Genomic DNA, 26,766 nt, shown 5'->3' with positions numbered 1-26,766 from the left:
AGGGGTTGACCGGGCGTCAGGCCGGTGGGTCGAGTTCCGCGGGGTCCGCTTCGGTCGCCGCGCGGACGGCTGCCATGGCCGCCAGCTCGTTCGGCACCCGGGGTCCGGCGCCGATCCCCAGGAAGCCGCCCTCGTCGTTGGCGTCCGCGACCACGGTGGCGATCTCCAGCAGGAAGGCGCGGAAGTCCGCCAGCTCGCCGGGCGCGGTGCGGGCCACGATCGCGGTGGCCGCGCGGATGGTCGCCAGCGCCGGTCCCGCGTACTCGGCGTAGCGGGTGTTCGCGTGCAGTCCGGTCTCGAAGGTGGAGGCCGCCGCGAGTTCGCGCAGGAACCGGCGCTGTCCGCTGATCCCGGTCTCGCGCAGCAACTGGACCAGCGCGGAGATCTCCTCGGGATCGGCGATGCCCTCGGCCAGCGCGACCAGGACCCCGGCCGCCATCAGGGCGCGGCCCAGGGTCTCCCACTCCTCCGGGGTGAAGTCCAACTCGCCCGGGCCGTCCGCGTTCTGACTGGTCCGCAGGATCTGGAAGCCCACCTCGGCGAGGATCGCGGGCAGTCGGCGGACGGCCGCCAGAGCGCGGTCCCGGTCCGCGGCGCCGAGGTCCTCCCAGGGCACCGGGCGCTGGCCGGGCAGCTGCCCGGCGTCGAGGGTCTGCTGCTGGCGGTGCTCCAGCCGGGCCAGCGCCTCGGTCTCCTCCTCGCTGAAGGCGACCAGGCTGACCGGCTCGGCGCTCGGGACCATCAGGCACCCGATCTCGGCCAGTCGGTCGCCCAGGCGGCGCGCCTGGACCCGCTTGGCCGCGCGCACCTCCTCGGGCAGCTCGGTCCAGGGCGGCGCCTGCGGGCCCGGGCCGGCGACCGACTGCCGACTCTCGTACACCGCACGGGCCAGTTGGCGGGTGACCTGGGCGCTCGTGTAGTCGGCCAGGCTCTCGATCACCCGGTCCTGGGCGACCAGCCGGGCCTTCATCCGGCGGCACTCGTGCAGGATCGCCTCGGCGTCCAGCAGGGTCTGCTCGGAGCGGCGGTCGGCGGCCTGGCCGAGCACGTCCTGGCCGACCATGATCACGATCATGAAGAGCAGCTGCGCCAGCGTCGACAGGAAGCTCATGAAGGCGAACGGGTACGGGTCGAAGCGCTGCACGCCCAGGGCCGACAGGCCGATCCAGAGCAGCTGGGTGACGGCGGCCAGGTAGAACGCCCACATGCTGCCCAGCCGGGTGGTGAGCCAGGCGGCGATCCGGCCGTTCAGGGTGGTCAGCTGGTCCACCGCCTGCGGCGGCCGCTGCACCCGGTGGCGTTCGATCCACGGGTGCGGGCTGGACTCCAGCAGGCTCATCCCGCGGCCGAGCATCCGGTCGTGGCGGTCGAGGTGCTCCTGCAGGTCGGCGACCCGCTCGAAGATCGTCTCGGCGCTCTCGTAGGTCTGCACCGAGCGGCGGTCGGCGGCCATCCCGAGCACCCGCTGGCCGACCAGGATGGCCAGGCAGAGCGCGAGTTGGACCACGTTGTCGAGGAAGAGCAGGAAGCCGAACGGGTAGGGGTCGACCTGGTGCAGCGGGCCGACCGTGGCCAGCACCATCCAGCAGGCGAAGACGGCCAGCACCACGTAGAGGGCGGGCATCGAGCCGACCACCCGGGTCAGGGCGGCCGCCATCGCGCCGTTGATCCCGATCCGTTCGTCGGCGCGGGTGACCGGGGTGGCCACCGGGGACTGCTGCGGCGGATCCGTCACCGTACCGGCTGTGCTCACTCGCGCTCCCCCTCGCCCGGTCCCGTCGCACCTGTCCCGAACATGATCACATACGGAGGACCGGTGGGTGGCCCGGGTTCCGCACCGGAGCCCACTCCTGACGGGTTGTTGACGGGGCGCCAGGTCCCGCACGGGGCACGGCGTGCGGGTGGGGCGCGGTGTGCGTGCGGCCGGGGCACGCGGACGGCCCCGGGGGTGGGCGGCCCCGGGCGGGCGGTCCCGGGTACCCGGCCCGCGGTGTCGGTGGCTGCCGGTAGCGTGGGGCGGATGGACGAGCAGGCGGGATGGACGGCGCACGGGCTGCACTGGCACGGCGGTCGGCCCTACCTCAGCGCGCGGTGCGGGGACCGCGGGTTCGAGCGGGTACTGGCGGCGGGGGAGCGGATCGGCTGGGTGCTGGCGGGGCCGCGGCAGTGCACCGGGGTGTGGTTGCCCGGGGAGCCGGAACGCCGGGCCTGTCCGCACCGGGCCACCATCGAGCCGGACGGTGCCGCCGTGCAGTGCCCCGCCTGCCAGGCCGCCGACCGCGGGCTGGCGCTGGCCCGGGACCAGATCGTGGACGACGGGCGCACCTACCGGCTCTACCTCGCCTGGCTCGGCACCGGCCTGCTCAAGGTCGGCCTGACCGCCGAGCAGCGCGGCACCAGCCGGCTGCTGGAGCAGGGCGCACTGGCCTTCACCTTCCTCGCCCGGGGTTCGCTGCCGGGCATCCGCCGGGCCGAACTGACGCTCTCGGGAGCGGGGTTGGCCCGGGAGCGGTTCCGCAGCACGGCCAAGACGGCCGGCTGGTGGGGACTGCCCCCGGCGGCCACGCGGTCCGCGGAGCTGGCCGCGCTGCGGGCGCGGGCCCTGCCGCTGCTGGGCGAGCACGGGATCGAGCTGTTCCCGGGCGGGGAGATCGCGGACCACGTCCCGCTGTTCGGCCTCGCCGACGGTGCACCCGCCGAGTACCTGGAGGTGGCGGGCCTGTCCGACGGCGCGGTGCTGACCGGCGTGGCCCGCGCCCCGATCGGCCGCCACCTCTTCCTGGACCAACCGGCGGGCCCGCCGCTGCTGCTGGACACCCGGCGCCTGGCGGGCTGGCGGATCGGCGCGACCGACACGGCGTCGGCCGACGGACTGCGGCTGAAGCGGTGCACCGAGCCGGTGGGCAGCCAGGAGGCGCTGTTCTAGCGGGTGCACCCCGGAGCGGGGAGCACCCGGCCAGAACCGAGGAGGCGTCAGGCGCCCAGGCGCACCACGTACTTGCCGAGGCCGGTGCCGTCCGCCATCCGGTCGTGCGCGGCCGGGACGTCGGCGAGGTCGGCCAGTTCGGTGACCGGGAGGTCGACCCCGCCCCGGGCCAGCAGGTCGAGGACCCGGGAGACGGCGCGCGCGACCTTGGCGGGCGCGCCGAGGGTCAGGCCGCGGTGGCTGTAGCCGGTGATGGACAGGTTGCCGGCGAACAGCCGCCCGACCGGGGGCAGCGCGTCCACCGCGCCGCCACCCGCGTTGCCGAAGAGCACGATCCGGGCGCCGGTGGCCGCGAGGTCGAGGTCCAGCTCCAGGGCGGTGGTGCCCAGCGGGTCCAGGATCAGGTCGGCGCCCCGCCCGTCGGTGGCCGCCAGCACCGCCTCGCGCAGCTCGGGTCCGCGGGCGAAGGCGGCGTCGTAGCCGGCCTTGACCGCCTCCGCCGCCTTCTCGGGCCGCCCGACCGTGCCGATCAGCCGTCCGCCGCCGAGTTGCGGCACCACCTGGGCGACGGCGCTGCCGATGCCGCCACCGGCCGAGTGGACGAGCACCGTGTCCCCGGCGGTGAACCGGCCCGACTCGGTGAGCAGCAGCATCGCGGTGGCCAGGCCGAGCGGGGCGGCGGCCGCCTGGCGCAGGTCCACGCCGTCGGGCAGGGCGACGGTGAGCGCCGCCTCCGCGAGCGCCACCTCCGCCATCCCGCCGTCCGCCGTGGCGGCCACCACCCGGTCGCCCACCGCGAAGCCGGTCACGCCCTCGCCCAGCGCCCGGACCGTGCCCGCCACCTCCTTGCCGGGCCGGTGGGGCCAGCTCGCCACGTAGCCCGGGTCGCCCCGACGGGCCATCACGTCCACGAAGTTGAGGCCCGCGTAGGCCACCTGGACGGTCACCTGGCCCGGTCCGGGGCGCGGCTCGTCGACCTCGGCGACCCGCGAGTTCTCCGATCCGCCCGGGGCGGTCATGACCAGTGCGCGCATGTCGAGCTCCCCTCTCGCTCTCGCTAGGATGTCCGTGGAACCATGTTCTACGAACATCGAAAGAGATATCACGCCCCCGGGCAGTTGTCGATCACCCTCAACCGCCCTTGATCACCCTCAACCGCCCTCGACCAACCTCGATCAATCCCAGGAGGTCGGCTCCGTGTCCCGCACCAACCGCCGCGCGCTCACCCACCCCGTGACCGAGGAGATCGACCTGCTCGACGTGCTGCACGCGCTCTCCGACCCGACCCGGATGACCATCGTGCGCACCCTCGCCGCCGAGCCCGAACGCGCCTGCGGCACCTTCCCGGTGGACGTGGCGCCGTCCACCCTCAGCCACCACTTCAAGGTGCTTCGCGAGTCGGGCCTGATCCGCCAGCGCGAGGAGGTCAACCGGCGGATGTCGATGCTGCGCGCGGACGACCTCCAGGCCCGCTTCCCCGGCCTGCTCGCCACCGTGCTCGCCGCCTGGGACCGCACCGCCGGCCCGGTCAGCCCGTGAGCACCACGAGCTGCCGGGTGGCCCGGGTCATCGCCACGTAGCGGTCCACCGCGCCCCCGGTCCCCGCGCCGAAGCGCTCCGGCTCCACCAGCACCACCAGGTCGAACTCCAGCCCCTTCGACAGCTGCGGGGTCAGCGAACGGACCCGGGCGGTCCCGGGGAAGTCCGGCGCGCCGATGACGCAGCCGATCCCCTCCGGGTGCGCCGCCAGCCAGTCGGCCAGCACCGCGTCCAGCTCCGCCACCGCGCCGCGGCGCACCGGGATCCCGTTGGCGCGGATCGACCGCGGCACGTTGGCGTCCGGCAGCACGGCCCGGATCACCGGCTCCGCCACGGCCATGACCTCCTGCGGCGTGCGGTAGTTGACGGTCAGCCGGGAGACCCGCGACCGGTCCAGGCCGACCCGGGCGAGCCGCTCCTGCCAGGACTCGGCGAACCCGTGCCGGGCCTGCGCCCGGTCGCCGACGACGGTGAAGCTGCGGGACGGGCAGCGCAGCAGCAGCATCTGCCACTGCGCGTCGGTCAGCTCCTGCGCCTCGTCCACCACGATGTGCGCGAACGGGCCGGCCAGCCCGTCGGCGTCGGTGGCGGGCAGCGCCGCGTCGTCCACCAGGCTGTCCTGCAGGTCCTGCCCGCGCAGCATGGTGACCACGCCCTCGCCGTCGTCGTCCGCGTCCAGCAGGTCCTTGATCACGTCGGCCATCCGGGCCCGCTCCGCGGCCTCGGCGGCCTGCTGCCGGCGGCGCCGCCGGGCCAGGTCCGGATCGCCGAGCCGGTGGCGGGCGGCGTCCAGCAGCGGCAGGTCGCAGTCGGTCCAGGCGGTGGCGTCGGCGCGCTGCAGCAGGCGCACCTCCTCCGGGCCCAGCCAGGGCGCGCACCGGCGCAGGTAGGCCGGCACGGTCCACAGGTCCGACACCACGTCGGCCGCCTCCAGCAGCGGCCAGGCCCGGTTGAGCCGCTCGACCAGTTCGCCGTCCTGGAGCAGCGACCGGCGGAACAGCTCCGGCGGGACCTCCTCATTGCCCAGCTGGTCGTAGAGCAGCGCCACCAGCTCGTCCCAGATCTGCCCGCGCGCCTCGTTGTGCGGGGTGCCGGGCTCCGGCGCGTCGAACACGGCGGCCCAGTCCGCCGCACTCACCCACAGGTCGTCCCAGTGCGTGGTGGCCACCATGCCCTCGGTCGGCGGCTCCTCGTAGAGGGCGACCGCCTTCTCGACCGCCTGCGTCACCATGTCCACCGAGGACTTCAGCCGGGCCACCCGCGGGTCGGTCTCGACCCCGGCCGCGGCGCCCTCGGCGACCAGGTCGCGCACCGTGCAGGTCCGCACCCCGTCCTCGCCCAGGCCGGGCAGCACGTCCGCCACGTAGTTCAGGTACGGCTGGTGCGGGCCGACGAAGAGCACACCGCCCCGGCGGTGGCCCAGGCGCGGGTCGGCGTGCAGCAGGTAGGCGGAGCGGTGCAGCGCCACCACCGTCTTGCCGGTGCCGGGGCCGCCGTCCACCACCAGGGCGCCGCGCGAGCCCGCCCGGATGATCGCGTCCTGGTCCGCCTGGATGGTGGCCAGCACGTCGCGCATCCGCGCAGAGCGGTCGGCGCCCAGGCTCGCGATGAAGGCGGACTGGTCGTCCAGTGCGGCGTGCCCGGTCAGGCCGTCCGGGGTGAAGACCTCGTCCCAGTAGTCGCCGACCCGGCCGCGGGTCCAGCGGTAGCGGCGGCGGCTGGCCAGGCCCATCGGGTGCGCGTGGGTGGCCGCGAAGAACGGCTCGGCGGCCGGCGAGCGCCAGTCGAGCAGCAGGCGGCGGCCGGTGGTGTCGGTCAGGCCGAGCCGGCCGATGTACACCGGCTCCGGGTCCTCGGTGCTGACGACGTGTCCGAGGCAGAGGTCCAGGCCGAAGCGGCGCAGCGCGCGCAGCCGGCCGGTCAGCCGGTGGATCTCCACGTCCCGGTCCATCGCCGCCCGGCCGGGGCCGCCCGGTGCCCGGCGCAGCTCGTCCAGCTGCTCGGAGAGCTCGGCGATCGCCTGCTCCAGGGCCGCGCCGACGGCGGCGAAGTGCTGCTCGTCGCGGGCGATCAGGGCCGGGTCGGCCTTGGCGGACAGGCGCTCGGGCAGGTCGAAGGCGCTGCTCGGCGCGGGCGTGGTGGTGCGACGGGCCGTGGTGGGGGAGGTGGTGGGTCGGGGGGTCATGGGCATCCGCTCCGTTCTGAGGCCGCTGCCGCTGTGCACCGGTCCGGGCCTCGGCCAGCGATTGTGCGCCACCACCAGGGCCTTGCCGCAAGGCCCCCCTTGCGCTATACGTTAGATATGGCGGAGAGTGCGTTCTCCTCGATCGCCTGGCTTCTCACCCGCCGCGCCACCGCCGCGCCGCGCACCCGTCGGGGTCCCCGGCCCGGGCCCGCCGTGTCCGTCGTCGGCCTGACGCACCTTCGGGCAGGAACCGGAGAAGCCCAAGGGACGACCGGCCTTGATCGGCTGGATGTGTGATCGCTAACATGCGCGTCATGAGCCAGCAGACCCCCACCGTGCACGCCGTCGGGACGGACACCCTGCCCGACGGGCGGACCTCGACCCGTTGGCTGCTGGCGGCCCCCGACGGGCTGACCGTCGAACTGCACGACTTCGGCGCGCGGTTGCACGCGGTGCGCGCTCCCGACCGGGCGGGGCGGCTGGACGACGTCCTGCTCGGCCCCGTCGGCTGGGACCAGTTCTTCGGCGAGGGCGCCTACTTCGGCTCCACCGTCGGGCGGTACGGGAACCGGATCGCGGGTGGCCGGCTGCGGATCGGCGGGACCGAGTACCAGCTGGCCACCCAGGCGGGCGGCCACACCCTGCACGGCGGCCCGGACGGGTTCGCGACCCGCGTCTGGACCGGCGAGCCGCTGCAGTCGGCCGACCGGGCCGGTGTGGTCTTCCGGCTGACCAGCCCGGACGGTGATCAGGGCTTCCCCGGCACGCTCGACGTCGAGGTCAGCTACCTGCTGTCCGCCGACGGTGAGTTGGCCATCCACTACGCGGCCGTCAGCGACGCGCCGACGGTGGTCAACCTGACCAACCACGCCTACGTCAACCTGGGCGGACCGGCCTCGCGCACCGTGGCCGACCACCTGCTGCGGGTTGCCGCCGAGCAGTACCTCCCGGTGGACCCGGGCATGATCCCGCTCGGCCCGCCGGCCCCGGTGGCCGGTACGCCCTTCGACCTCGCCGAACCGACCCGGCTGGGCGACCGGTTGGACCTGGACCACCCGCAACTCCTGCTGGCCGGCGGCGGCTTCGACCACACCTGGGTGCTGCCCACGGCGGCCGGCGAGGAACTGCGCCCGGTGGCCGTGCTGGACCACCCGCCCACCGGGCGGCGGTTGGAGGTCCGCACCACCGAACCCGGTCTGCAGGTCTACACCGCCAACCACTTCGACGGGTCCATCGGCCCGGCCGGCGCCGGGTACGGGCGGCACGCCGGCGTCGCGCTGGAGACCCAGCACTACCCCGACTCGCCCAACCGGGACGCCTACCCGACCACGCTGGTGGCGGCCGGCGAGCGGTACCGGTCCACCACCGTCTACCGCTTCGGCGTGCAGGGGTAGCGCCGGGCCGGCGCCGGTCACCGGTAGGTGAGCTCGGACAGCTCTCGGGCCATCCGCCGCCGGAAGGCGGGGGTGCGCCCGAGCACCGGGAGCACGGCGTTGCGCAGCAGCCGCCGGGCGCCGGTGGCGGTCGCGATCCGGGTCATCCGGTCGGTGAAGGCCACCACCCGCACCGCGACCGGCCGGCGGTGCTGCTCGAACGCGTCCAGGGTGCCCTCGGCGAACGCCCGGCCGAGCCCGTAGGCGTCCTGGATCCCGGTGTTCATGCCCTGGCCGCCGGCCGGGCTGTGCACGTGGGCGGCGTCCCCGATGACGAAGACGCGCCCGGCCCGGTACCGGTCGGCGACCCGGTGGTGCACGCGGAACCGCGAGGACCAGACCAGCTCGTGCACCCGGGCCTGGCCCGGTGCGCGCTCCGCCAGCAGGCGGCGCACCTCGGCCAGGTCGGGCGCGGCCGGGGCCCGGTCCACCACCGCGACCACCCGGTAGATGTCGCCCGGCAGCGGAGCGACCAGCAGGACGCCGTCCGTCCCGAGCAGCACGCCGACCTCCGCCCGCCCCGGCGCCCAGTCCATCCGCACGTCGGCGAGCACGAAGGACTCGTCGTAGCCGGCGCCGGTGAAGCCGATCCCGGCCGCCTCCCGGACCGCGCTGTGCATCCCGTCCGCGCCCACCGCGTAGGCGGCGCGCAGCTGTTCGCCGGTGGTCATGGTCAGCGTGACCCCGTCGGCGTCCTGGACCAGGCCCGCCACCTGGTACGGGCGGTGCACGGTGCCGCCGAGCTCGGTCAGGCGGTCCAGCAGCACCTGCTCGGTGCTGGACTGCGGGGTGAGCAGCGCGAACGGGTAGTCGGTCGGCAGTTCGGCGAAGGAGAGCCGGAGCAGGGCACGGGCGCCGTCGCGGACCGCGAACCGGTCCAGCCGCAGGCCGGTGGCGATCAACTGCTCCGCGGCGCCGAGCTGGGCCAGCACCTCGAGGGTGCGGGCGTGCACGACCCCGGCCCGCGAGGTGTTGGCCCCCTCGGCGAGCCGGTCGAGCAGCACGAAGTCGATGCCGGCCCGGGCGAGGCCGACGGCGAGGGCGAGTCCGGTCGGTCCGGCGCCCACGACGGCGACGGTGGTGGACGGCGGAAGCGCGGTGCTGGTCATGGTGGAGCCCCCTTCGAGCCGATGCCAACGAGTGTTGGCCAACGCTTGACGGCCATGGTGACTCCCTTCTGACGACACGTCAACAGGTGTTGGCCAACACTTGTTGGCCTATGCTGGTTCCATGACGACCAGTGAGGAAACGACCGCCGGCCCGGCCGCCCGCAGATCCGGCGACGACACGCGGGCCGCGATCCTGCGCAGCGCCCGGGACCTGTTCGCCGCTCAGGGCTACGAGCGCACCACCATCCGCGCGGTCGGTGCGGCCGCCGGCATCGACCCCTCGATGGTGATGCGCTACTTCGGCAGCAAGGAGCGGCTCTTCGAGACCGCGCTCGCCGTCGACCTGCGGCTCCCCGACTTCACGTCGGTGCCGCGCGCCGAGCTGCCCGAGGCCGTGGTGCGCCACTTCCTGGAACGCTGGGAGGCCGCGCCGGCCGACGACCCGCTTCTGATCATGCTGCGCTCGGCCGTGACCAACGAGCGGGCTGCCGAGCGCCTGCACGAGGCCTTCGCGCAGCAGGTGGTCCCGGCGCTGACCGCCGCCCTGGGCCCGGAGGCGGTCGCGCGGGTGGCCGGGGTGATGTCGGCCCAGTTGCTGGGCCTGGCGGTCGTCCGCTACCTGGTCCGGCTGCCGGCGGTGGCGGCGCTGCCGCCGGAGGAGTTGCTCGCCCGCCTGGTCCCGGCCGTGCGGGCGACGCTGGAGGGGTGAGCAGGTCCGTCGCGCCCGGACGCCGGCCCGCCCGGTGGTCGTGCGGCGGTGGATGACGGTGCGTCAGTAGGCGGCCCAGCGGGACTTCGCCTCGGCCCGCTCCAGCAGCGTGCCGCCCGACTCGGCGCGCTCCCTGGCGAGTTCGGCGGCGATGCTGAACGGGGGTGCGGCGCCCGGGCCCCGACCCGCGTGGCGGAGGATCCCCTCGACCAGGTCGCGGGCCACGCCGAGGCGCGGGTGCCGGGCGTGCACCGCCGCGCCCTCGGCGTCGGTGATCGGGTCGGTGCCGAGTCCGAGGTCGGCCGCGATCCCCGCCCGGGTCAACAGGGCGAGCGGGCCGCGCCGTTCGGCCAGGCCCGGCGAGGCGTGCAGCGCGATCGCCTCCCAGACCTGGTCCACCGCGCCGGCGCCGTACCCGAGCCCGGTGAGGAACTCGGCCGCCCGGTCGGCGCCTTCGACCTCGAACCGCTGCGCCCCGGGAGCATCGGGGGACAGGCCCAGGTCGTGCAGGACACAGGCGTGGAAGAGCAGTTCGGGATCGAATTCACCGGCTGCGGCGAGACCGCGGCGCTCGGCGAGCAGGACGGCGAACAGGTAGCTGCGGATGCTGTGGTGGGCCGCAGGCGCGCTGATCCGTTCCCGCACCAGCGCCAACGCGGCGGTCGCGGCAGGGGAGTCGGGCAGTGCGGGCAGCGCCGCGGGGGAGTGGGTGGGATGCATGGCCACGACGCTAGGCGGGGCCAGCCGGAGGCGGGCAGTGGCACCCGTGCCAGGCATCGCTAGGATCGTGCCATGAACCGCCGATCCCACCGCGTGGTCGTCCTCGCCCTGCCGGAGGTGCTCGCGCTCGACCTGGGCATCCCGGTGCAGGTGTACGGCAGTTGGCCCGACAGCCCCTACCGGCTGACGGTCTGCGGCGAGCAGCCCGGTCCGGTCCCGGTGCACGCCGGGCCGGCGCTGCTGGTGGAGCACGGGCTCGCCGCACTGGCGGCGGCGGACACCGTGATCGTGCCCGGCCGGGCCACCCTGGAGCCGCCCTCGCCGGGCGTCCTCGCCGCGCTCGCCGGAGCCGCCGCGCGCGGCGCCCGGATGGTGTCGATCTGCACGGGCGCCTTCGCGCTGGCCGCAGCCGGCCTGCTGGACGGCCGCCGGGCCACCACGCACTGGGAGCACGCCGAGCGGCTCGCCCGCGACCATCCGCAGGTGGAGGTGGATCCGCGGGTGCTGTACGTCGACGAGGGCCAGGTGCTCACCTCCGCCGGCGTCGCGGCCGGCCTGGACCTGTGCCTGTACCTGGTGCGCCGCGACCACGGCGCACAGGTGGCCAATCAGCGGGCCCGAGCCCTGGTGGCCGCTCCGCAACGCAGTGGTGGGCAGGCGCAGTTCGTGCAGCACGCACCCGTGCGCGGGCGACCCGGGCCGGCTCTGGCCGAACTGTGCGAGTGGGCGGTGGCCCACCTGCACGAGCCGCTCACGGTCGACGACCTGGCCCGCCGGGGCGCGGTGTCGCGGCGCACCCTGGTCCGCCGGTTCCACCAGGAGACCGGGCAGCCGCCGATGCGCTGGCTGCTCCGGGCCCGGCTGGACCGGGCACGCGAACTGCTGGAGACCACCGCGCTGCCGGTGACGGCCGTCGCGCGCCGGGTCGGCCTCGGGACGGCGGCCAACCTGCGGGCCCAGTTCCACCAGCACCTGGCCACCTCGCCGAGCGGCTACCGGGCCACCTTCCGGCACGGCGGCGAGCCCGGCGACCAAACCGCTTGACGGGCCGTCGGCGGACGGGATTGGCTCGGGGCATGTCCGACCCGATCTTCACCCAGCCGCAGGACGACGGGGCGCTCGCCGACTGGCAGTACGTCCACAACGAGATCATCCCCACCGACCCGCTCACGCTCGACGAGGTGCGCGAGCGCGCCGGGCGCAACCACCTGGAAGTGGTGTACCTGGACGGCGTGGTGGTGGGGTGCAGCACCGTCCGCCCGCCCACGGGCGAGAGCCCCGGCACCGCGACCGTGATCGCCCGGATCCTCCCCGCCCACCGGCGCCGGGGCCTGGGCGAGCAGCTCTACCGGCGCGGGCTGGCCCGGGCCCGGGAGTGCGGGGCGACGGTGGTGGAGACCGTCGTGCTGGTGTCCAACGAGGACGGCCTGCGGTTCGCCGAGCGCCACGGATTCGTGGAGTTCGACCGCTACGCGCTGCCCGGCGACACCGTCGCGTACGCGGACCTGCGGCTCGCCTGACGCGCTCGCGCCCCCGCGGGCCGGGTGCGACCTGCGGGGGCGCCGGGCCCGCCCGGTCAGCGGACGACGTCGAAGACCTGCTTCTGCAGACCGTTGGCGTAGGCCTCGTGCTCGACCAGCTTCAGCTTCTGGGTGTCCTTGTCCGTGCTGCTGAACAGCCGCTTGCCGGCGCCGAGCAGCAGCGGGAAGACGAGCAGGTGGTAGCGGTCGATCAGACCGGCGTCGGACAGGGCGTGGTTGAGCGCGGCGCTGCCGTGGACGATGATCGGGCCGCCCTCGGTCTCCTTGAGCGCGGCGACCTCGTCGAGCGAGCGCAGGATCGTGGTGTCGCCCCAGTTCGACACCAGGTCGGCGTCGGTGAGGGTGGTGGAGACGACGTACTTCGGCATCGCGTTGTACCGGGCGAAGTCCGCCATGTCCGGCCAGACCGGGCTGAACGCCTGGTAGCTGACCCGGCCCAGGAGCATCGCGGCGGCCTCCTCCTGCTCCCGCCCCTTGATCTCGAAGGCCTCGGGCAGGAACTCCACCTCCTTGAAGGTCCAGCCGGCGTTGCGGTAGCCCTCCTCGCCGCCGGGGGAGTCGACGACGCCGTCGAGCGAGACGAAGGCGGTGCTGATCAGGGTGCGCATGGGTGACTCCTGGTGAGGTGGTTCGTCAGGTGGGGACGAGGGCGATCAGTCGGCGTGGTGGCCCGTCGGCCTGAGGGTCCGTCAGGCGTAGAGGCCGGTCAGCCACTGCTGCCAGGCGGCCTCGGCCCCCTCCGGCGCCCGGCCGAAGAGGTGGTGGCCCAGCAGGGCGAGGCCCGGACCGTGGTGGAAGGAGTAGATCCCGTCGGCGGTGCGGATCTGCAGGTGCTCCTGGTCGGACCAGGTCACCTCGCCGTCCAGCGCCGGCAGGCCGGCCGGCTCGACCTGGACCGGGTGGCCGACGGCCGGCGTGACCGGTAGCGCGAGCCCGCGGGCGAGGGCGGCGCCGAGCTGCTGCGGGGACTGTCCGGCAGGCATGGTCATCGCGAAGACCGGGACCGCGATCCGGCCGGGGAAGTGGGTCAGGTACTCGGCGAGGGTGTGCAGGTGGAACGGCCAGCCGCGCCGCAGCGCGTCGTACTCGTCCTGCCAGTCGTCCCCGAGCAGGCCGCTGTGCACCAGGCGGAGCACGGTGCTGCCGCCCTCGCGCCCCTCGATCAGGTACTCGAAGGCCATGAAGCGGCCGTCCTCGCCGGTGGCCGTGCGGGTGGCGAAGCGCTTGCCGGGCTCGTAGCCGGTGACCACCGCCTCCGCCCGGTGGCCGCCGGTCTCCATGGCGGCGACGCCGCCCTCGCGCGGGTCGACCTCGTTGCGGCCCATGAACCAGGAGTCGATGCCCGGTCCGGTCGCGATGGCCTCCCAGACCTGCTCGGGGTCGGCCGGCAGGGCGGTCCGCAGCTCGATCTCGAAGGGGTGTGTCATGGTCGCTCGTCCTGTTCTGGTGCGGGCCGGTCCGGTGCGGGTGCGGGCGTCCCGGTCTGCGGGGCGGAGCCGGCGGAGGCGGTCGGGACCTGGTGCAGCCCGACGACCACCCGGTGGGTGCGGCCGCCGGGGGCGGACTCGTCGTGGTAGCGGCCGACCAGGGCGGCCACGGACTGGGCCAGCTCCTCGGCGAAGGCCGCGCGGTCGGCCGCGTCGGCGAACCGCACCTGCGCGTCGATGCCGAAGGTGGCCACCCGCCGCCCGGCCCGGGAGGCACCGGTCAGCAGCGACCCCACCTCCTGCACCAGCCGCGAGCCCAGCGCCAGCAGCCAGCGGGCCGAGAGCTGGTCCGGCGAACGCGCCGGGTCCGGACTGACGGCGGCGAGCACGCTGGGCGAGATCACGTAGGAGGCCGCGGTGGCGCGGAACACCCGCTCGGTGACGTTGCCCTTGCGGCGTTCCTCGACGAGCTCGACCAGGCGGTGCCGCTCCAACTCCTTCAGGTGGTAGTTGACCTTCTGCCGGGGCAACCCGAGGCGGGTGGCCAGCATGGCGGCCGAGCCGGGCTCGGCCAGGGCGGCGAGGATCCGGGACCGTATCGGGTCCAGGGTGGCCTCGGCCGCAGCGGGTTCTTCGATCACGGCGACGTCCAGCACGCTTCCAGCATCTGACCGACAAGAAAAATTGTCAAGGAAGGAATGGTTGTCGGTGGGCCGGTCGGACGAACGGGGAGCGTGTTCGTGTTCGGCTCGGCGCGGCTCCGTTCGTGGCGGACGGGCAGGCGCAGCGACGGGAACGCGAGCGCCCCGACCGGGACGCCTGGGGGTAGTGCGGCCGCAGGTCGCCGGTCAGGGCGCGGGGCAGCGGGACCCGGGCGTCACCGGGGTCAGCCGGCCGGGGCCGGGTGCGCGGCCGTGCAGCGGGGGCGGGCGACCAGGAGCACCGCGTCGTCGTTGAACCGGTCGGTGCCGGTGGCGAAGTGGGCCCGCAGCGCCGGCAGCAACGCGGCGCTCAGCTCGGCGAGGCGGGGGTCGCCGGTGTTCCAGAACGCGGCGAGCACCTGCGCCGCCGCTGCGGCCTTGGCCTCGGCGCCGGCCTCGGGGAAGACCACGTCGACCCGGGCCCGGGTGAAGGAGACGTCCGCGAAGCCGCGTTCGGCCAGGATCGCGGCCGCACGGCTGAGCAGGTAGCCCTGGTGGTCCCGGGGTTCGCCCAGCAGGTCGGCGCAGGTGCGGTTCCACAGTGCGATCAGCTCGTTGTCCGGCGCGCCCTGCACGAGCACCACCTTGGCCTCCGGGTGGCTGCGGTCCACCACCCGGGCCAGTTCCGCGACCGCCCGGTCCGGGTCGTCGCAGTAGTGCAGCACCCAGGTCGCGACGCCGGCGTCGAACCCGCCGTCGGAGAAGGGCAGTTCCTCGGCCCGCCCGGGCAGCACCCGGACGCCCCGGTCGGCCAGTGGACGCATGGCGGCCTCCCGGGCGGCGTGCGGCTCGATGGTGGTGACCCGGCCGATCCGCTCGGCGATCTCGCGCACCACGGCACCGGTGCCACCGCCGACGTCCAGCACCTGGGAGTTGCGGTCCAGCAGGTCGACGACCAGGGCGACGTCGTGCCGCTCGAACCGGGCCTCCATGTCCGACCAGCCCGTCTCGCTCAGCTCGTGCGGACCGCGGTGACCGGCGGGCAGCGGGTAGGGGCCGGCCAGCGCGTGCGCGGGAGCCGGCGGACCGCCGGGCTTGACCGCGTAGACGAACAGGTGCTCCTCCTCGCCCATGCCGGGGAAGTCCGGGTAGAAGACACTGAGTTGCTCGTGCACGACGTCAAGCCCGACGGATTCCAGCACCTTCCGGAACATCTCGGCGGGGTAGCTGGTGCAGTGCACCCGCTGGCCCATCCAGGTGAGCTCGGCCTCCTCCCCGTCGAACGGCACGGTGGCGAGGACGAACAGGCCGCCCGGCACCAGCCAGTCGGCGATCCGGGCGAGTGTCTCGTCCAGGTCCGAGCGCCGCATCTGCAGCAGCGGGAAGAACGCGGTGATCGCGTCCCAGCTCCCCGGTGCCTCCGCGAGGTCGCGGACGTCGGCCAGCTGGAACCGGGCGCCCGGCACCTGACTGCGGGCCAGGTCGACCATGGTCTGCGACACGTCGCACCCGGTCACCCGGTGGCCGGCCGCAGTGAGCCGCTCGGCCGTCGGCCGGCCGGTGCCCGAGCCGATGTCGAGCACCCGCGCCGCCTCCGGCAGACGGGCCAGCAGCCAGGTGATCGCGGCCAGTTGCTCGGGCAGGTGGGCGTAGGTGTCCTCGTACGTCTTGCCCAGGACGTCGAACGGCCGGGCGGCGGCCTGCGCGGAGCCCGGGAGCGGGGCGGTCGGGTGGGTGATCGTCGGCGGGGCGGCGGGCTCGGGAGTCATCGGCGGGTGTTCCTGTGTCGAGTGCGGGATCGAGAAGTCGGAGGGACATTACACTGCGACATCACGCAAGCACCGAGAGTCGTCAATCCTGTGATCGAACGCGTCGAGGCCGCGGCTCGACGGACCCCGGTGTGCCGACCCCGGCTCGCCCCGGCCGGGCGGCACCGGTCCGACGTGGATCGGGCGAAGCGGGCGGGTGGCTGGGGCCGGCGGCGGGTCGGGGCGGGGCTGCGGTCGGGGCCGGGCGGCGGGGGAGCGGCGGCACCGGTCGGGTGGGTCGCCGTGCGACCGGGGCCCTGTCTCGGGAGCTGCACCGAGGTCAGGTCCGGCCGGGCTTCGCCCGGGTGTGCGCGCGGGGGTCCGGCTCGGGAGCGCGCTCCGAGTCGGACGGGGCGCGTGGCGCGGCACTGCGCGCCGGACCAGGCGCGCCGGGCTCAGGGCCCGGCGGCGGTCGGCGGACGCAGGTCACGATGACCGGCCAGCCCGGCGACCGCAGCTCGTTCTCCTCGGCGCACTGGTCGGTGGTGAAGCCGGCGGCGTAGGCGGCGCTCCATGTGGTGCGACGGGCCGACTGATTCGCGCCAGCTGACATCAGTCCGCGGCCGTCGAGCCGGTTCCCGACCGCCGTCGAGCCTGTCCCGAGCCGGGACCGGCGGCGGGCGCGGGCGTCAACGGTCGGTCAGCTCCGCCGGATCGGCCTCGGCCTCGCCGACGACGTCGCGCCGCTCGGTCAGCAGCTCGGCGAGGCTCAGCGAGCTCGCCGTGGTGAACGGGTGCCGACGCACGCGTGCCCCGTCCAGGGCGTGCGCGGCGACCGGTGCCGTCAGGCCGAGCGCGGCGATCACGCCGTCGACCAGCGGTGCCGTCGGCATGCCCGTGCCGAGCTTCGCGGGTGCTGCTGCGGCAAGGGCGGTCAGCCGGGCGGTCGCCGCGTCGTCCAGTTCGTCGCGCGCCGCGGTGACCGCCCGGACGAACCGGTTCACGCCCCACACGACGAAGGTGAGCCGCTGCGTTCCGGTCGCCACCTCGACCCGGCTGGCGATGCCCTCGGAGACGTCCGCCACGTGTTCCACGGTCGGCAGCAGGATGCTGAACCGGCCGCGCAACCGGTTGAACGCGTGCGCGTTGAAGACGAGTCGGTAGTTCGTGAGGTGCAGGCGCCCGCCGATCGCCTCCAGGCCGGACATGCTGCCGAGCCGGTGGTCGAAGGCGAACCGGGTGAGCCCCGCCTCGTCGACGTCGATGACCGCATTGGCGTTGCGGCGCATCCGGACGGTCTCGCCCGGCAGGAGATCCTGCTCGCCCAGTGCCATGTGCTCCTCCGGTGGATCGGGCGGACACCGGGGCGGCTCCCCCTCCGCAGGCAGCAGCATAGGTGAGCGTGATCATCGCGGCCCGACCGGCCCGTGCACCGCGTCCCCCGGACCGGTCAGCCCGTGGCGCCGGCGACGCCCGCGACGCCCGTGCGGGCAGTCCGGCCCGTCCGGCCCGTTCGGCCCGTCACGAGAGGCTGCGTCAGGAGGCCTTCGGCAGCCGGATCACCGCCGACCCGCGCGCCAGGTCCACCCCGGTCCGGTGCGGCGGGGCGCCGTCCTCGTCGTCGTCGCGCAGCATCAGCGCCGACTGGCGCTCCTTGAGCTCGTGCTGCTTGCCGGCCGAGAAGGTGGCGTGCAGCTGCTCGAACCCGGTCGCGGAGACCTGCCCCTGCCGCACGCCGCTCCGCCAGGGCAGCAACCCGGCCCGACCGGCCCGCAACAGCACCTGGTCGACCAGCGCGAGCGCGGTGAGCAGCAGCACCAGTCCCGGCAGCGTCATGAAAACGAGGAACCCCATCGGGTCAGTATCGCCCGTCGCTCTCGCGACCGGACAGGGGGCCCGGACCGGCATCCCGCCCGAGCCTGCGCCTCCCGCCCGAGCCTGCGGCTGCTGCGGTGGCGCGGCCTTCGCCGGGCCCGGCCATGCAAGGGCACGGCGCTGCGGACGTCTTTCGAACTCCGGTGCGGGGAGCTACCTTTGGCTCATGGCCAGCCAGAGCTCGGACCCCTTGGCAGGAGTGGTGACGGCAGCCGCAGCGGGCCCGCGGCTGGTGTTCGTGCCGGGGCGGTTCCGGCAGGTCGGCTACGACTTCGGTGCGAGCGTGCTGGTTCCGCTCTGGATAGCGGCCCCCCTGCTGGCGGTGACGCTGGCCCTGGCCGCGCTCTTCGGGGCCGGGGTCATCTGGGGCGTGTTCTGGGCCGTCCTGGGGCTCACGGCCCTGGCCGTGATCGTGCTGGGTGCGGGCGTGGCGTTCCCGGCGGTGGTCACGATGGTGCGGTGGATCGAGTTCCGCTCCTCGGGGAGCGCGACCCAGCTCGTGGTCGCGGGCTTCCTGCGGTCGTCGACCCTGGCGGTGACCGATCTGCAGCGAGTCGTCGTTTCCGAGCGGCTCCGGCTGGGCCGGCGAGCGTCGGTCACGGTGGTGCTGCACACGACCGGCGGGCCGGTGGACTGCGAGCCCGGGTTGTTCTCCCCGCTGTCCCAGGTCGGTACGGACCTGCTGGTCGAGTGGCTGACCGAACAACTCGACCCGGCCGGGGTGCCGGTGGAGCTGCGCTCGGACGTCCGGCAGAGGTTCGTGTGCCCGGACGAGTGGTGGACGCGGTCGGAGCTGGCCGCCCGGTGGCAGGTGCCCGTGAGCGCGGTCGACGGGCTGGCCGCCCGGCACGGTGTCCGCGGCTACCGGTACACGCCCCGGGCCGCCGCGATGTCCTCCCCGCACTCGGTGGTGACCGTCTACGACCCCGGCCGGGCGCACGAAGTGGCCGAGGCCGTCCGCGCCGGCGGATAACGTGACCGCCGCCGTGACGCCACGGCGAGCACCGCCGCGGCACGCGGAGGCCGGGAGCGGAGACTCGCCGCAAAACCGCCGGGACAGGTGCTCCGCTCATGAGTAGCCTCGCCCCGTGATGGATCACGAGCAGGACGGGCGCTACCGGGCCGACTCCGCGGTGCTGGCGGCCATCGGGGAGTACGTCGACGCCCAGGTGGGCCGGGTCGGGGTGCGGCTGCCCAGGGCGGTGGCCGAGGCCGCGGTGGCCGCCTGGGACCGGGACGAGCTGGGCGGGGGTGCGCCGGAGACCCACGAGGAGTACCTGCTGCGGGACAGGGCCGCGGAGTTGGCGCTGATCGGACTGGAGATCTCGGAGCGCGGCCGGTGGGAGGGTGAGGAGCTGGTGGTCGACCTGGATGTGGCGTCGGCGGGAGCCGCGCTGCGGGCCTCGCAGTAGGCAGGGCGCCGTCGGAGCTCGGGGCGGGAGATTGTGCGGATGTTGCTGACCTGGATCGCCGAAGTAGCGGACGAACCGCTGGTGCTGGAGCCTGCCGACCGACGGGTGGAGTGGGAGACCAACACCTGGTGGCTCGGCGCGACGGACGAGGAACGGCCGGCGTTGTCCGTGGCCGCGGTGGTGGCCGCCTTCGAGCGGACCGCGCAGGCCCTGGGACGGCGGGTGCGGGCGACGGGCTTCGCCGGGGTGGCGACGTTCTACGTGTGGCACGACGAGCAGGCCGGGCAGCTCCGCTGCTCGACGGGCTCGGTGGCGTCGGACGGGTTGCCCTTCGGGGGCGCCTACCTGCCCTGCGACGACCTCGCGCCGATCGTCCGGGCCTATCTGGCGGACCCCTCCCCGGGGGTGGTGGCCTGGGCGGATCTTGAGCCCGACGAGGATCCGCCGGGCGAAGCGGTTGCGCCGGCGCCGTTTCCCGTGTGGGTCCGCAGCGTTGGACCGGCCGCGCACTGACCGCCGCACGGCGCAGGGCCGTTCGGGTCGGTGCCGCCCCCGGCGTGCCGCCGCTCGCCCGCACCGCGCGGAACTGCGCGGAACCGGGCGATGCTCCGGCGCGATTGTCACCGCTCTGCTGCAGAACGCCGTCCGCGCACTGCTTCGAACGGCTTGTCGATCATCGGCTGGTACGTTGCCGGACATGACTGAACAGGGACCTGCCAGCTGGCCACCCGCCCCGATCAGGACCGCACGGCTCGTGCTCCGGGAGTCCGAGCCGCGGGACCGTGCGGCGTTCATCGACATCTTCTCGGCGCCGGACGTGTGCCGGTTCGTCGGTGGTGCGCAGCCGCGTGCGGAACTGGAGCGGAAGGTGCCGGAGGTGCCCGGCAGGCGTCGGGGCTTCTTCGCGGTCGAGCTCGCCGGGGCGACGATCGGCATGATCACGCTCGACCCGCGCGGTGCCGACCGGCTGGGCCACATCCGCCCGGAGGGCGAGGAGACCGAGCTCGGCTACATGTTCCTGCCCGAGGCCTGGGGACAGGGCTACGCGGCGGAGGCCGGCGCGGCGGCGCTCGCCTGGTTCGCCGGTGCCTACCCCGGGGAGCCGGTGGTGCTCTCCAGTCAGGTCGCCAACGCCGCCTCGCTGCGGGTCGCGGCCAAGCTGGGGTTCACCGAGGTGGAGCGGTTCGAGGAGTACGGCGCGGAGCAGTGGTTCGCGGTGTGGTCACCGGTCACGCAGGCCGGCTGAGTTCGTGATCGACCCGGCGGCTCCGCGCGGTGGGGCCGGGCCCGCGGGTCAGTCCGGTCGCTCGGGGTTGTGCAGGAGCAGGTCGCGTCCGAGCACGGTGACTTCGTGCCGGACCTGCCGTCCCTCGCGCTCCGTGGTGATCGCGCCGGCCACCCGCAGGGCGGTGGCGTGCGCGGACGCGCTCGCCGGGCTGAGGCCCAGGCGCTCGCTCAACTGGGCCGTGGTGCACGGGCCCAGGCCGATCGCGCGCAGCGCGCGGGCCCGGCTGGGTCCCACCAGGCCGGCCAGGCCGTCCACCGCCCCAGCGGCGGGCCGCTCGGGCTGGGCGCCGATCGGGTAGAGCAGCGCCGTGGGGCGGCCGTGCGCCGCAGCCGTCGGGACGGCCGTGACGGCGGCCAGGAAGACGTTGGGGCGCAGCTCCAGTCCGTGGCCGCCGAGTTCCAGCCGGTGGTCGAAGCCGGGTGTGTCGATCCGCAGCAGACCGTCGGCCCGCCAGGTCGCGCGCGGGTGGAGCCGGTCCAGCATGCTGCCCGGGCCGCCCTGGGCGACGGTCCGGGAGCGGTGGGCGAGGTCGGTGGCCAGCAGGCGCTGGATGTCCGGCCAGTCCGGGGCCAGGCAGGCCCGGAACAGGGCCCGGGCGCCGTCGGCGAGCTGCCGCAGCCGGCCTGTGCCCTCCTCGCGCAGCTCCCGGACAATGCGGGGCAGCTGACGGCCGGTGCCGTAGAAGGCGAGGTCCTGGCGGAGGCGGTCCTCGGAGACGGCGGTGAGGGCGTCGAGTTCGTCGGCGAGCCGCCGGTGCCCGGGGCCGGCGTCGGTGCAGAGGAAGTCGGGAACTTCCTCCGGGTCGGCATTGAGCAGTTCCAGCAGGCACTCGGCCTGCCGCGGGACGTGCTGCCGCACCCGGCGCCACCAGCGGGCGCGCCGGACCGAGCCGGCGACGCAGTGGTGCCCCGCGTCGGCGATGCCGGTGAGCAGTTGCTCCAGCGGCGAGACGGCGAAGGCGGTCCGCGCCACGTCCGACACGCCGAAGCCGATTTCGAGCACGGATCCACCCTCCTGCCTGCGCCGACCTGACGGAACGATCTTGCCCGCTGCGCCGCGGGTCGGGGCGGTTTCGCGACTATTCGGCCCACGCTGAACAGCTCGTGCGCCGCGCGGTCCCGCTGCGACGATCACGGCACCGCGGCGGAACACCTTCCGCCGGGCCTGGGCAGGACGGTGCGGCGCTGTCGCCCGATCGTGCGGGCGCCCGCCGGCCCGGGACACCACCACCGCCAACGAGGAGATCGTCATGCGTCGTCAGACCTGGATCAAGGCCGCCGTCGCCGCCACGCTCGGTGCGGCCGCCCTGCTGGGGCTCGGTGCCGCGCCCGCCTCGGCCGCCGCCACCCCGAACGTCGCCTGTGTGACCCGGGAGTGCGCCTGGATCTGGTGATCGCCCTGCCTGCCGAACCGGTGCGGCGGCGTCGACGGACGTCTGCGCACCGGACCTCACTGATCGGAACGGACCGCTTCGGTACGAGCTCCCGGAGTGCCCCCACCGCCGGGCTGCCCGCGGGAGTCCTGGGCAGCCGCTCGCCCGGGACCCCTGGCCGGCCGCTCGGCGACCGGTCGGGCGCGGCCGAGGTGGTCCACGGGCCATGGGTCCGCACTCCGGGCCGCGTCGGCAGCCCGGGCCACCCCGGCCGCGCCGCCCGCGTGGCCGGGGTCTCGTCAATTTCGCAGTGTCAGGACTGTTGACGGGCCGCAATGTTAGCGATCACAATCGTCCTCGCCAGTCGCCGCCCACCCCGGCGACGGCGGGGCCTGACGGGCCGGAAGTCCGGTGGCGGGTAGCGTTCTTGCCGCGGTCACCGGGTGCGCCGGGGGAGCGGCCGGGTCCGTCCGGGCCGTCCGCGCATCCCGACCCCGGGCGGATTCGGCTGCCGGAGCCCCGGTGGCGGTCCGTCAGGCCTGGTGGGAACCGCGTCCGATGTTTTGTTAGCGATAACATTCGATCTCACTGCGAGGAGCCCCCGTGCGAGAGCAGCCGTCTGCTGGGCCGGCCGTCACCGTCGGCATCGACTTCGGCACCCTGTCGGGGCGGGCCGTGGTGGTGCGGGTCGCCGACGGCGTGCAGCTGGGGGAGGGGGTGCACGAGTACCGGCACGGGGTGCTGGAGGACCACCTGCCCGGCGGTGCGGGGCAGGCGCTGCCGCCGGACTGGGCGCTCCAGGTGCCCCAGGACTGGCGGGACGTCCTGCGGATCGCGGTGCCGCAGGCGCTCCGTGCGGCCGGCGTGACGAACCGTCAGGTCATCGGCATCGCGACGGACTTCACCGCGTGCACGGTGCTGCCCAGCACGGCCGACGGAGTGCCGCTGTGCGAACTCCCCGAGTACGCCGCCCGCCCGCACGCCTACCCGAAGCTGTGGAAGCACCACGCCGCGCAGGAACAGGCCGACCGGATCAATGCGCTGGCCGCCGAGCGCGGCGAGCCGTGGCTCGCCCGGTACGGGGGGAAGATCTCCAGCGAATGGGAGTACGCCAAGGCGCTGCAGCTGCTGGAGGAGGACCCGGACACCTTCCGGGCCGCCGCACGCTGGATCGAGGCGGCCGACTGGATCGTCTGGGAGCTGACCGGTGCCGAGAGCCGCAACGTCTGCACCGCCGGCTACAAGGGGATCCATCAGCCCGACCTGCTGCCCGGCAGCGGTCGGCCCGGTGCGGGGTTCCTCGCCGAGCTGCACCCGGAGTTCCCCGCGCTCACCGCCAAGCTGGACTTCCCGCTGTCCCCGCTCGGCGGCCGCGCCGGCGGGCTCGGCGCGCGGGCCGCGGCCTGGACCGGCCTGGCCGAGGGCACCCCGGTGGCCGTCGGCAACGTGGACGCGCACGTCACCGGCGCGGCCGCCCAGGCGCTGGAGCCGGGGCACCTGCTGGCCATCATGGGCACCAGCACCTGTCACATCATGAACTCCGACCGGCCGGCCGACGTGCCGGGCATGTGCGGGGTGGTCAAGGACGGCGTCGTTCCCGGACTCTGGGGCTACGAGGCCGGCCAGTCCGGCGTCGGCGACATCTTCGCCTGGGCCGTGCGCACGGCACTGCCCGCCGCCTACGCCGCCGAGGCGGACGAACGCGGCCTGACCGCACACCAGTTGCTCACCGAGAAGGCCGCCGACCAGCCGGTCGGCGGGCACGGCCTGGTCGCCCTGGACTGGCACAGCGGCAACCGGTCGGTGCTGGTCGACCACCACCTGTCCGGCCTGCTGCTCGGGCTCACCCTGGACACCCGCCCGGAGGAGATCTACCGCGCCCTGCTGGAGGCGACGGCCTTCGGCACCCGGACCGTCGTGGAGGCCTTCGAACGGGCCGGAGTGCCGGTGATCGAGTTCACCGTGGCGGGCGGGCTGCTGAAGAACGCCTTCCTCCTGCAGATCTACAGCGACGTGCTGCGCCGGCCGGTCAACGTGATCGGCTCCGAGCAGGGCGGCGCGCTCGGCTCGGCGATCCACGCGGCGGTGGCCGCGGGCGCGTACCCCGACATCCGGGCCGCGTCGAAGGCGATGGGGCGGATCGACCGGGCGCGCTACCTGCCCGATCCCGCACGCGCCGACACCTACGACCTGTTGTACGCGGAGTACCGCGAGCTGCACGACCACTTCGGCCGGGCGAACGGTGCGATGCACCGGCTGCGGGCGCTGCGCAACGCGGCCGCGCCGGCCGGGGCCACCTCGACTGCGACCAAGGAGAGCGAACGATGACGGACCATCCGGGCGCGGGCGACGTGCTCAAGGCCCTGCGGGAGGAGGTCTGCGCCCTGCACGCCGAACTGCTCCGCTGGGGGCTGGTCGCCTGGACCAGCGGAAACGTGAGCGCGCGGGTGCCGGGCCGGGACCTGATGGTGATCAAGCCCAGCGGCGTGGCCTACCAGGACCTCACCGCCGAGTCGATGATCGTGACCGACCTGTTCGGGAACGTGGTCGAGGGCCACCACCGGCCGTCCTCGGACACCGCCGCGCACGCCTACGTCTACCGGCACATGCCCGCGGTGGGCGGCGTGGTGCACACCCACTCGCCGTACGCCACCGCGTGGGCGGCGGCGGGCGAGCCGGTGCCGTGCGCGATCACCGCGATGGGGGACGAGTTCGGCGACGACATACCCGTCGGGCCGTTCGCGCTGATCGGCGACCAGTCGATCGGCGAGGGGATCGTGGCCACCCTCGGCGGGAGCAGGTCGCCCGCGGTGCTGATGCGCGGGCACGGCGTGTTCACCGTCGGCAAGGACGCGAAGGCGGCGGTGAAGGCCGCGGTGATGTGCGAGGACGTGGCCCGCACCGTCCACCTGGCCCGGCAGCTCGGCCCGGTCAGCCGCCTGGACCAGGGGGCGATCGACCGCCTGCACGACCGCTACCAGAACGTCTACGGGCAGCAGCCCACCGAACCCACGGGAGCCGAGGCATGAGCAGCGGTACGCGGACGGGCGGTGCCGGGGGCCCGGGCGCGGCCGGCCCCGGCGGGCCCGCCCGCCGCATCTGGTTCCTGACCGGCAGCCAGCACCTCTACGGCGAGCAGACCCTGCGCCAGGTGGCCGAGCAGTCGCAGGCCATCGCGCACCGGCTCGCCGCCGGCGGCGGGCTCGCGGCCGAGCTGCTCTGGCAGCCCGTGCTCACCGACGCCGACGCCATCCGCCGCACCATGCTCGCCGCCAACGCGGCGGACGAGTGCGTCGGGGTGATCGCCTGGATGCACACCTTCTCGCCGGCCAAGATGTGGATCGCCGGGCTCGACGCGCTGGACAAGCCGCTGCTCCACCTGCACACCCAGGCGCACGTGGAGATCCCCTGGGCCAGCATCGACATGGACTTCATGAACCTCAACCAGGCCGCCCACGGCGACCGGGAGTTCGGCTTCGTCCAGACCCGCCTCGGCGTCCCGCGGACCACGGTGGCCGGCCACGTCGGCGAGCCCCGGGTGGCCGAGCGGATCGGCGTCTGGAGCCGCGCCGCCACCGGCCGCACCGAGCTGCGCACCCTGAAGCTGGCCCGGTTCGGCGACAACATGCGCGACGTGGCCGTGACCGAGGGCGACAAGGTCGAGGCCCAGCGACGGTTCGGCGTCTCGGTCAACACCTACGGGGTGAACGACCTGGTCGCGCTGGTCGACGCCGCCACCGAGGCCGAGGTGGACGCCCTGGTCAAGGAGTACCAGGACCGGTACGCCCTGGCCCCCGAGCTCGCGCCGGGCGGCGAGCGGCACGGCTCGCTGCGCTACGCCGCCCGGATCGAGGCGGGCCTGCGGACCTTCCTCACCGCCGGCGGCTTCGGCGCCTTCACCACCAACTTCGAGGACCTCGGCGGCCTGCGCCAGCTCCCCGGGCTGGCGGTGCAGCGCCTGATGGCCGACGGCTACGGGTTCGGCGGCGAGGGCGACTGGAAGACCGCCGCGCTGCTGCGCACGCTCAAGGCGATGGGCCGCGGCCGCCCCGGCGGCACCTCCTTCATGGAGGACTACACCTACCACCTGGAGCCGGGCCGCCAGCTGATCCTGGGTGCGCACATGCTGGAGGTCTGCCCGACGATCGCCGCGGCCCGGCCCTCCTGCGAGATCCATCCGCTCGGCATCGGCGGGCGGGAGGACCCGGTCCGGCTGGTCTTCGACGCGGTCACGGGTCCGGGGGTCGTCGTGGGTCTGGCGGACCTGGGGGACCGGTTCCGGTTGGTCGCCAACGAGATCGATCTGGTGGAGCCGGTGCAGCCGCTGCCGAGCCTGCCGGTGGCCCGTGCGGTCTGGGCGCCGCGCCCCGACCTGTCGACCTCCGCGGAGGCCTGGCTGACCGCCGGCGGTCCGCACCACACGGTGCTCTCCACCGCGGTCGGGAGCGCGGAGCTCGCCGACTTCGCGGAGATGACCGGCACCGAGCTGGCGCTGATCGACGCGGCCACCACGGTGCCCCGGTTCACCCGGGAGCTGCGCTGGAACCAGGCCTACCACCGGCTGGCGCAGGGCTTCTGACGGCGGGACGGGGTGCCCCGCCCGGACCCGGGGGGCTCCGGTGCCCCGCACGCTCCCGAGCCCCGCAGTCCGACCGGGCCACCCGCTTCGCCCGGCCGGGGTGCGGCCGGTCGGCCGCACCCACCGCGGCCGGCCACCGGGCGGGGGGGTGCGCCTCCCCCCCGGCCCGCCGCCCCCCCCCCCCCCAGCCCGGCCCCCCCGCCCCCCCCCCCCCCCCAAACAAAACCCCACCCACCCCCCCCCAGGAAAAAACCACCGAGAA

Annotated in this window: 26 protein-coding genes; 14 read left to right on the top strand and 12 right to left on the bottom strand. The window is 74.8% G+C overall.

Annotated elements, in window-relative coordinates; genetic code table 11:
* Nucleotides 1-16: 16 nt before the first annotated feature.
* On the bottom strand, nucleotides 17-1,753 hold the full coding sequence (locus tag ACFW1A_RS09535) for a DUF1003 domain-containing protein (protein ID WP_380406815.1): 1,737 nt from the start codon (nucleotides 1,751-1,753) through the stop codon (nucleotides 17-19).
* 267 nt (nucleotides 1,754-2,020) lie between these two features.
* Between ACFW1A_RS09535 and ACFW1A_RS09530 the strand changes: the two genes are divergently transcribed.
* The gene (locus tag ACFW1A_RS09530) at nucleotides 2,021-2,926 is read left to right on the top strand and encodes a DUF2797 domain-containing protein (RefSeq protein WP_380406813.1); all 906 of its coding nucleotides are present in this window, start codon (nucleotides 2,021-2,023) and stop codon (nucleotides 2,924-2,926) included.
* A 47-nt stretch (nucleotides 2,927-2,973) separates the two neighbouring features.
* On the opposite strand, the gene ACFW1A_RS09525 is transcribed toward ACFW1A_RS09530, so the two are convergent.
* Nucleotides 2,974-3,960 carry a zinc-binding alcohol dehydrogenase family protein gene (locus ACFW1A_RS09525; protein WP_380406811.1) on the bottom strand — a complete coding sequence of 329 codons (987 nt, stop codon included), beginning with the start codon at nucleotides 3,958-3,960 and terminating at the stop codon, nucleotides 2,974-2,976.
* 163 nt (nucleotides 3,961-4,123) lie between these two features.
* Here ACFW1A_RS09525 and ACFW1A_RS09520 point away from each other — a divergent pair, with 163 nt between their 5' ends.
* Nucleotides 4,124-4,465, top strand: coding sequence for an ArsR/SmtB family transcription factor (locus ACFW1A_RS09520; protein ID WP_380406809.1), 342 nt, complete (start codon nucleotides 4,124-4,126; stop codon nucleotides 4,463-4,465).
* On the opposite strand, the gene helR is transcribed toward ACFW1A_RS09520, so the two are convergent.
* Nucleotides 4,455-6,650 carry an RNA polymerase recycling motor ATPase HelR gene (gene helR, locus ACFW1A_RS09515; RefSeq protein ID WP_380406807.1) on the bottom strand — a complete coding sequence of 732 codons (2,196 nt, stop codon included), beginning with the start codon at nucleotides 6,648-6,650 and terminating at the stop codon, nucleotides 4,455-4,457. The two genes, ACFW1A_RS09520 and helR, sit on opposite strands and share 11 nt — an antisense overlap.
* Before the next feature lie 314 nt (nucleotides 6,651-6,964).
* Here helR and ACFW1A_RS09510 point away from each other — a divergent pair, with 314 nt between their 5' ends.
* Nucleotides 6,965-8,044: an aldose epimerase family protein gene (locus ACFW1A_RS09510; protein ID WP_380406805.1), complete on the top strand. Its 1,080-nt coding sequence runs from the start codon at nucleotides 6,965-6,967 to the stop codon at nucleotides 8,042-8,044.
* A 17-nt stretch (nucleotides 8,045-8,061) separates the two neighbouring features.
* Here the strand turns inward: ACFW1A_RS09510 and ACFW1A_RS09505 are convergent, their stop codons facing one another.
* On the bottom strand, nucleotides 8,062-9,192 hold the full coding sequence (locus ACFW1A_RS09505) for an FAD-dependent monooxygenase (RefSeq protein ID WP_380406803.1): 1,131 nt from the start codon (nucleotides 9,190-9,192) through the stop codon (nucleotides 8,062-8,064).
* Nucleotides 9,193-9,313: 121 nt separating this feature from the next.
* Here ACFW1A_RS09505 and ACFW1A_RS09500 point away from each other — a divergent pair, with 121 nt between their 5' ends.
* On the top strand, nucleotides 9,314-9,901 hold the full coding sequence (locus ACFW1A_RS09500; protein WP_380406801.1) for a TetR family transcriptional regulator: 588 nt from the start codon (nucleotides 9,314-9,316) through the stop codon (nucleotides 9,899-9,901).
* A 63-nt stretch (nucleotides 9,902-9,964) separates the two neighbouring features.
* Here ACFW1A_RS09500 and ACFW1A_RS09495 read toward each other — a convergent pair whose 3' ends face one another.
* Nucleotides 9,965-10,621 (bottom strand): HD domain-containing protein, encoded by a 657-nt coding sequence (locus ACFW1A_RS09495; protein ID WP_380406799.1) that lies wholly within the window; start codon nucleotides 10,619-10,621, stop codon nucleotides 9,965-9,967.
* Nucleotides 10,622-10,693: 72 nt separating this feature from the next.
* Here ACFW1A_RS09495 and ACFW1A_RS09490 point away from each other — a divergent pair, with 72 nt between their 5' ends.
* Together ACFW1A_RS09490 and ACFW1A_RS09485 are read left to right on the top strand one after the other, a co-directional pair.
* A complete protein-coding gene (locus ACFW1A_RS09490; RefSeq protein ID WP_380406797.1) occupies nucleotides 10,694-11,665 on the top strand; it encodes a GlxA family transcriptional regulator in 972 nt (323 codons plus the stop codon).
* Nucleotides 11,666-11,697: 32 nt separating this feature from the next.
* A complete protein-coding gene (locus ACFW1A_RS09485) occupies nucleotides 11,698-12,141 on the top strand; it encodes a GNAT family N-acetyltransferase (RefSeq protein WP_380406795.1) in 444 nt (147 codons plus the stop codon).
* Nucleotides 12,142-12,197: 56 nt separating this feature from the next.
* Here the strand turns inward: ACFW1A_RS09485 and ACFW1A_RS09480 are convergent, their stop codons facing one another.
* The 6 genes from ACFW1A_RS09480 to ACFW1A_RS09455 form a co-directional block, all read right to left on the bottom strand.
* Entirely contained in the window at nucleotides 12,198-12,770 is a 573-nt protein-coding gene (locus tag ACFW1A_RS09480; RefSeq protein WP_380406793.1) for a dihydrofolate reductase family protein, read from the bottom strand.
* A gap of 81 nt (nucleotides 12,771-12,851) precedes the next feature.
* Entirely contained in the window at nucleotides 12,852-13,589 is a 738-nt protein-coding gene (locus tag ACFW1A_RS09475) for an SRPBCC domain-containing protein (protein ID WP_380406791.1), read from the bottom strand.
* Nucleotides 13,586-14,245, bottom strand: a complete 660-nt coding sequence (locus ACFW1A_RS09470; protein WP_380406789.1) for an ArsR/SmtB family transcription factor — start codon at nucleotides 14,243-14,245, stop codon at nucleotides 13,586-13,588. The genes ACFW1A_RS09475 and ACFW1A_RS09470 overlap by 4 nt, the downstream gene beginning before the upstream one ends.
* A gap of 230 nt (nucleotides 14,246-14,475) precedes the next feature.
* The gene (locus tag ACFW1A_RS09465) at nucleotides 14,476-15,999 is read right to left on the bottom strand and encodes a methyltransferase domain-containing protein (protein WP_380406787.1); all 1,524 of its coding nucleotides are present in this window, start codon (nucleotides 15,997-15,999) and stop codon (nucleotides 14,476-14,478) included.
* A 668-nt stretch (nucleotides 16,000-16,667) separates the two neighbouring features.
* Nucleotides 16,668-17,312, bottom strand: coding sequence for a hypothetical protein (locus tag ACFW1A_RS09460; protein WP_380406785.1), 645 nt, complete (start codon nucleotides 17,310-17,312; stop codon nucleotides 16,668-16,670).
* A 202-nt stretch (nucleotides 17,313-17,514) separates the two neighbouring features.
* Nucleotides 17,515-17,832 carry a DUF6191 domain-containing protein gene (locus ACFW1A_RS09455; RefSeq protein ID WP_380406783.1) on the bottom strand — a complete coding sequence of 106 codons (318 nt, stop codon included), beginning with the start codon at nucleotides 17,830-17,832 and terminating at the stop codon, nucleotides 17,515-17,517.
* Nucleotides 17,833-18,019: 187 nt separating this feature from the next.
* Between ACFW1A_RS09455 and ACFW1A_RS09450 the strand changes: the two genes are divergently transcribed.
* The 4 genes from ACFW1A_RS09450 (at nucleotide 18,020) to ACFW1A_RS09435 (ending at nucleotide 20,511) form a co-directional block, all read left to right on the top strand.
* A complete protein-coding gene (locus tag ACFW1A_RS09450; RefSeq protein ID WP_380406781.1) occupies nucleotides 18,020-18,826 on the top strand; it encodes a hypothetical protein in 807 nt (268 codons plus the stop codon).
* Between the two features lie 115 nt (nucleotides 18,827-18,941).
* Nucleotides 18,942-19,265: a hypothetical protein gene (locus ACFW1A_RS09445; protein WP_380406779.1), complete on the top strand. Its 324-nt coding sequence runs from the start codon at nucleotides 18,942-18,944 to the stop codon at nucleotides 19,263-19,265.
* Nucleotides 19,266-19,304: 39 nt separating this feature from the next.
* Nucleotides 19,305-19,778 carry a hypothetical protein gene (locus ACFW1A_RS09440; protein ID WP_380406777.1) on the top strand — a complete coding sequence of 158 codons (474 nt, stop codon included), beginning with the start codon at nucleotides 19,305-19,307 and terminating at the stop codon, nucleotides 19,776-19,778.
* A 184-nt stretch (nucleotides 19,779-19,962) separates the two neighbouring features.
* Entirely contained in the window at nucleotides 19,963-20,511 is a 549-nt protein-coding gene (locus tag ACFW1A_RS09435; protein ID WP_380406774.1) for a GNAT family N-acetyltransferase, read from the top strand.
* A 48-nt stretch (nucleotides 20,512-20,559) separates the two neighbouring features.
* Here the strand turns inward: ACFW1A_RS09435 and ACFW1A_RS09430 are convergent, their stop codons facing one another.
* Entirely contained in the window at nucleotides 20,560-21,555 is a 996-nt protein-coding gene (locus tag ACFW1A_RS09430; RefSeq protein WP_380406771.1) for an ArsR/SmtB family transcription factor, read from the bottom strand.
* Between the two features lie 247 nt (nucleotides 21,556-21,802).
* Here ACFW1A_RS09430 and ACFW1A_RS09425 point away from each other — a divergent pair, with 247 nt between their 5' ends.
* The 4 genes from ACFW1A_RS09425 (at nucleotide 21,803) to araA (ending at nucleotide 26,504) form a co-directional block, all read left to right on the top strand.
* Nucleotides 21,803-21,946 (top strand): hypothetical protein, encoded by a 144-nt coding sequence (locus tag ACFW1A_RS09425; protein ID WP_380406769.1) that lies wholly within the window; start codon nucleotides 21,803-21,805, stop codon nucleotides 21,944-21,946.
* Nucleotides 21,947-22,528: 582 nt separating this feature from the next.
* Nucleotides 22,529-24,253: a ribulokinase gene (gene araB, locus ACFW1A_RS09420; RefSeq protein ID WP_380406767.1), complete on the top strand. Its 1,725-nt coding sequence runs from the start codon at nucleotides 22,529-22,531 to the stop codon at nucleotides 24,251-24,253.
* Nucleotides 24,250-24,954: an L-ribulose-5-phosphate 4-epimerase gene (locus ACFW1A_RS09415; RefSeq protein WP_380406765.1), complete on the top strand. Its 705-nt coding sequence runs from the start codon at nucleotides 24,250-24,252 to the stop codon at nucleotides 24,952-24,954. The genes araB and ACFW1A_RS09415 overlap by 4 nt, the downstream gene beginning before the upstream one ends.
* Nucleotides 24,951-26,504, top strand: coding sequence for an L-arabinose isomerase (gene araA, locus ACFW1A_RS09410; RefSeq protein WP_380406763.1), 1,554 nt, complete (start codon nucleotides 24,951-24,953; stop codon nucleotides 26,502-26,504). The genes ACFW1A_RS09415 and araA overlap by 4 nt, the downstream gene beginning before the upstream one ends.
* The last annotated feature ends 262 nt before the right edge of the window (nucleotides 26,505-26,766 follow it).

Origin of the sequence: Kitasatospora sp. NPDC058965 (assembly GCF_042741245.1) — a bacterium.
Lineage (GTDB): Bacteria > Actinomycetota > Actinomycetes > Streptomycetales > Streptomycetaceae > Kitasatospora.
The sequence above is the reverse complement of the archived record's forward strand: the minus strand, read 5'-3'. Positions and strand labels throughout refer to the sequence as shown.

Excerpts from the sequence above, each read along its gene's own strand:
- ACFW1A_RS09530 (WP_380406813.1), top strand. The coding sequence starts at position 2,021 with ATGGACGAGCAGGCGGGATGGACGGCGCACGGGCTGCACTGGCACGGC.
- ACFW1A_RS09525 (WP_380406811.1), bottom strand. The coding sequence starts at position 3,960 with ATGCGCGCACTGGTCATGACCGCCCCGGGCGGATCGGAGAACTCGCGG.
- helR (WP_380406807.1), bottom strand. The coding sequence starts at position 6,650 with ATGACCCCCCGACCCACCACCTCCCCCACCACGGCCCGTCGCACCACC.
- ACFW1A_RS09510 (WP_380406805.1), top strand. The coding sequence starts at position 6,965 with ATGAGCCAGCAGACCCCCACCGTGCACGCCGTCGGGACGGACACCCTG.
- ACFW1A_RS09505 (WP_380406803.1), bottom strand. The coding sequence starts at position 9,192 with ATGACCAGCACCGCGCTTCCGCCGTCCACCACCGTCGCCGTCGTGGGC.
- ACFW1A_RS09500 (WP_380406801.1), top strand. The coding sequence starts at position 9,314 with ATGACGACCAGTGAGGAAACGACCGCCGGCCCGGCCGCCCGCAGATCC.
- ACFW1A_RS09495 (WP_380406799.1), bottom strand. The coding sequence starts at position 10,621 with ATGCATCCCACCCACTCCCCCGCGGCGCTGCCCGCACTGCCCGACTCC.
- ACFW1A_RS09490 (WP_380406797.1), top strand. The coding sequence starts at position 10,694 with ATGAACCGCCGATCCCACCGCGTGGTCGTCCTCGCCCTGCCGGAGGTG.
- ACFW1A_RS09485 (WP_380406795.1), top strand. The coding sequence starts at position 11,698 with ATGTCCGACCCGATCTTCACCCAGCCGCAGGACGACGGGGCGCTCGCC.
- ACFW1A_RS09480 (WP_380406793.1), bottom strand. The coding sequence starts at position 12,770 with ATGCGCACCCTGATCAGCACCGCCTTCGTCTCGCTCGACGGCGTCGTC.
- ACFW1A_RS09475 (WP_380406791.1), bottom strand. The coding sequence starts at position 13,589 with ATGACACACCCCTTCGAGATCGAGCTGCGGACCGCCCTGCCGGCCGAC.
- ACFW1A_RS09465 (WP_380406787.1), bottom strand. The coding sequence starts at position 15,999 with ATGACTCCCGAGCCCGCCGCCCCGCCGACGATCACCCACCCGACCGCC.
- ACFW1A_RS09460 (WP_380406785.1), bottom strand. The coding sequence starts at position 17,312 with ATGGCACTGGGCGAGCAGGATCTCCTGCCGGGCGAGACCGTCCGGATG.
- ACFW1A_RS09455 (WP_380406783.1), bottom strand. The coding sequence starts at position 17,832 with ATGGGGTTCCTCGTTTTCATGACGCTGCCGGGACTGGTGCTGCTGCTC.
- ACFW1A_RS09450 (WP_380406781.1), top strand. The coding sequence starts at position 18,020 with ATGGCCAGCCAGAGCTCGGACCCCTTGGCAGGAGTGGTGACGGCAGCC.
- ACFW1A_RS09440 (WP_380406777.1), top strand. The coding sequence starts at position 19,305 with ATGTTGCTGACCTGGATCGCCGAAGTAGCGGACGAACCGCTGGTGCTG.
- ACFW1A_RS09435 (WP_380406774.1), top strand. The coding sequence starts at position 19,963 with ATGACTGAACAGGGACCTGCCAGCTGGCCACCCGCCCCGATCAGGACC.
- ACFW1A_RS09425 (WP_380406769.1), top strand. The coding sequence starts at position 21,803 with ATGCGTCGTCAGACCTGGATCAAGGCCGCCGTCGCCGCCACGCTCGGT.
- ACFW1A_RS09415 (WP_380406765.1), top strand. The coding sequence starts at position 24,250 with ATGACGGACCATCCGGGCGCGGGCGACGTGCTCAAGGCCCTGCGGGAG.
- araA (WP_380406763.1), top strand. The coding sequence starts at position 24,951 with ATGAGCAGCGGTACGCGGACGGGCGGTGCCGGGGGCCCGGGCGCGGCC.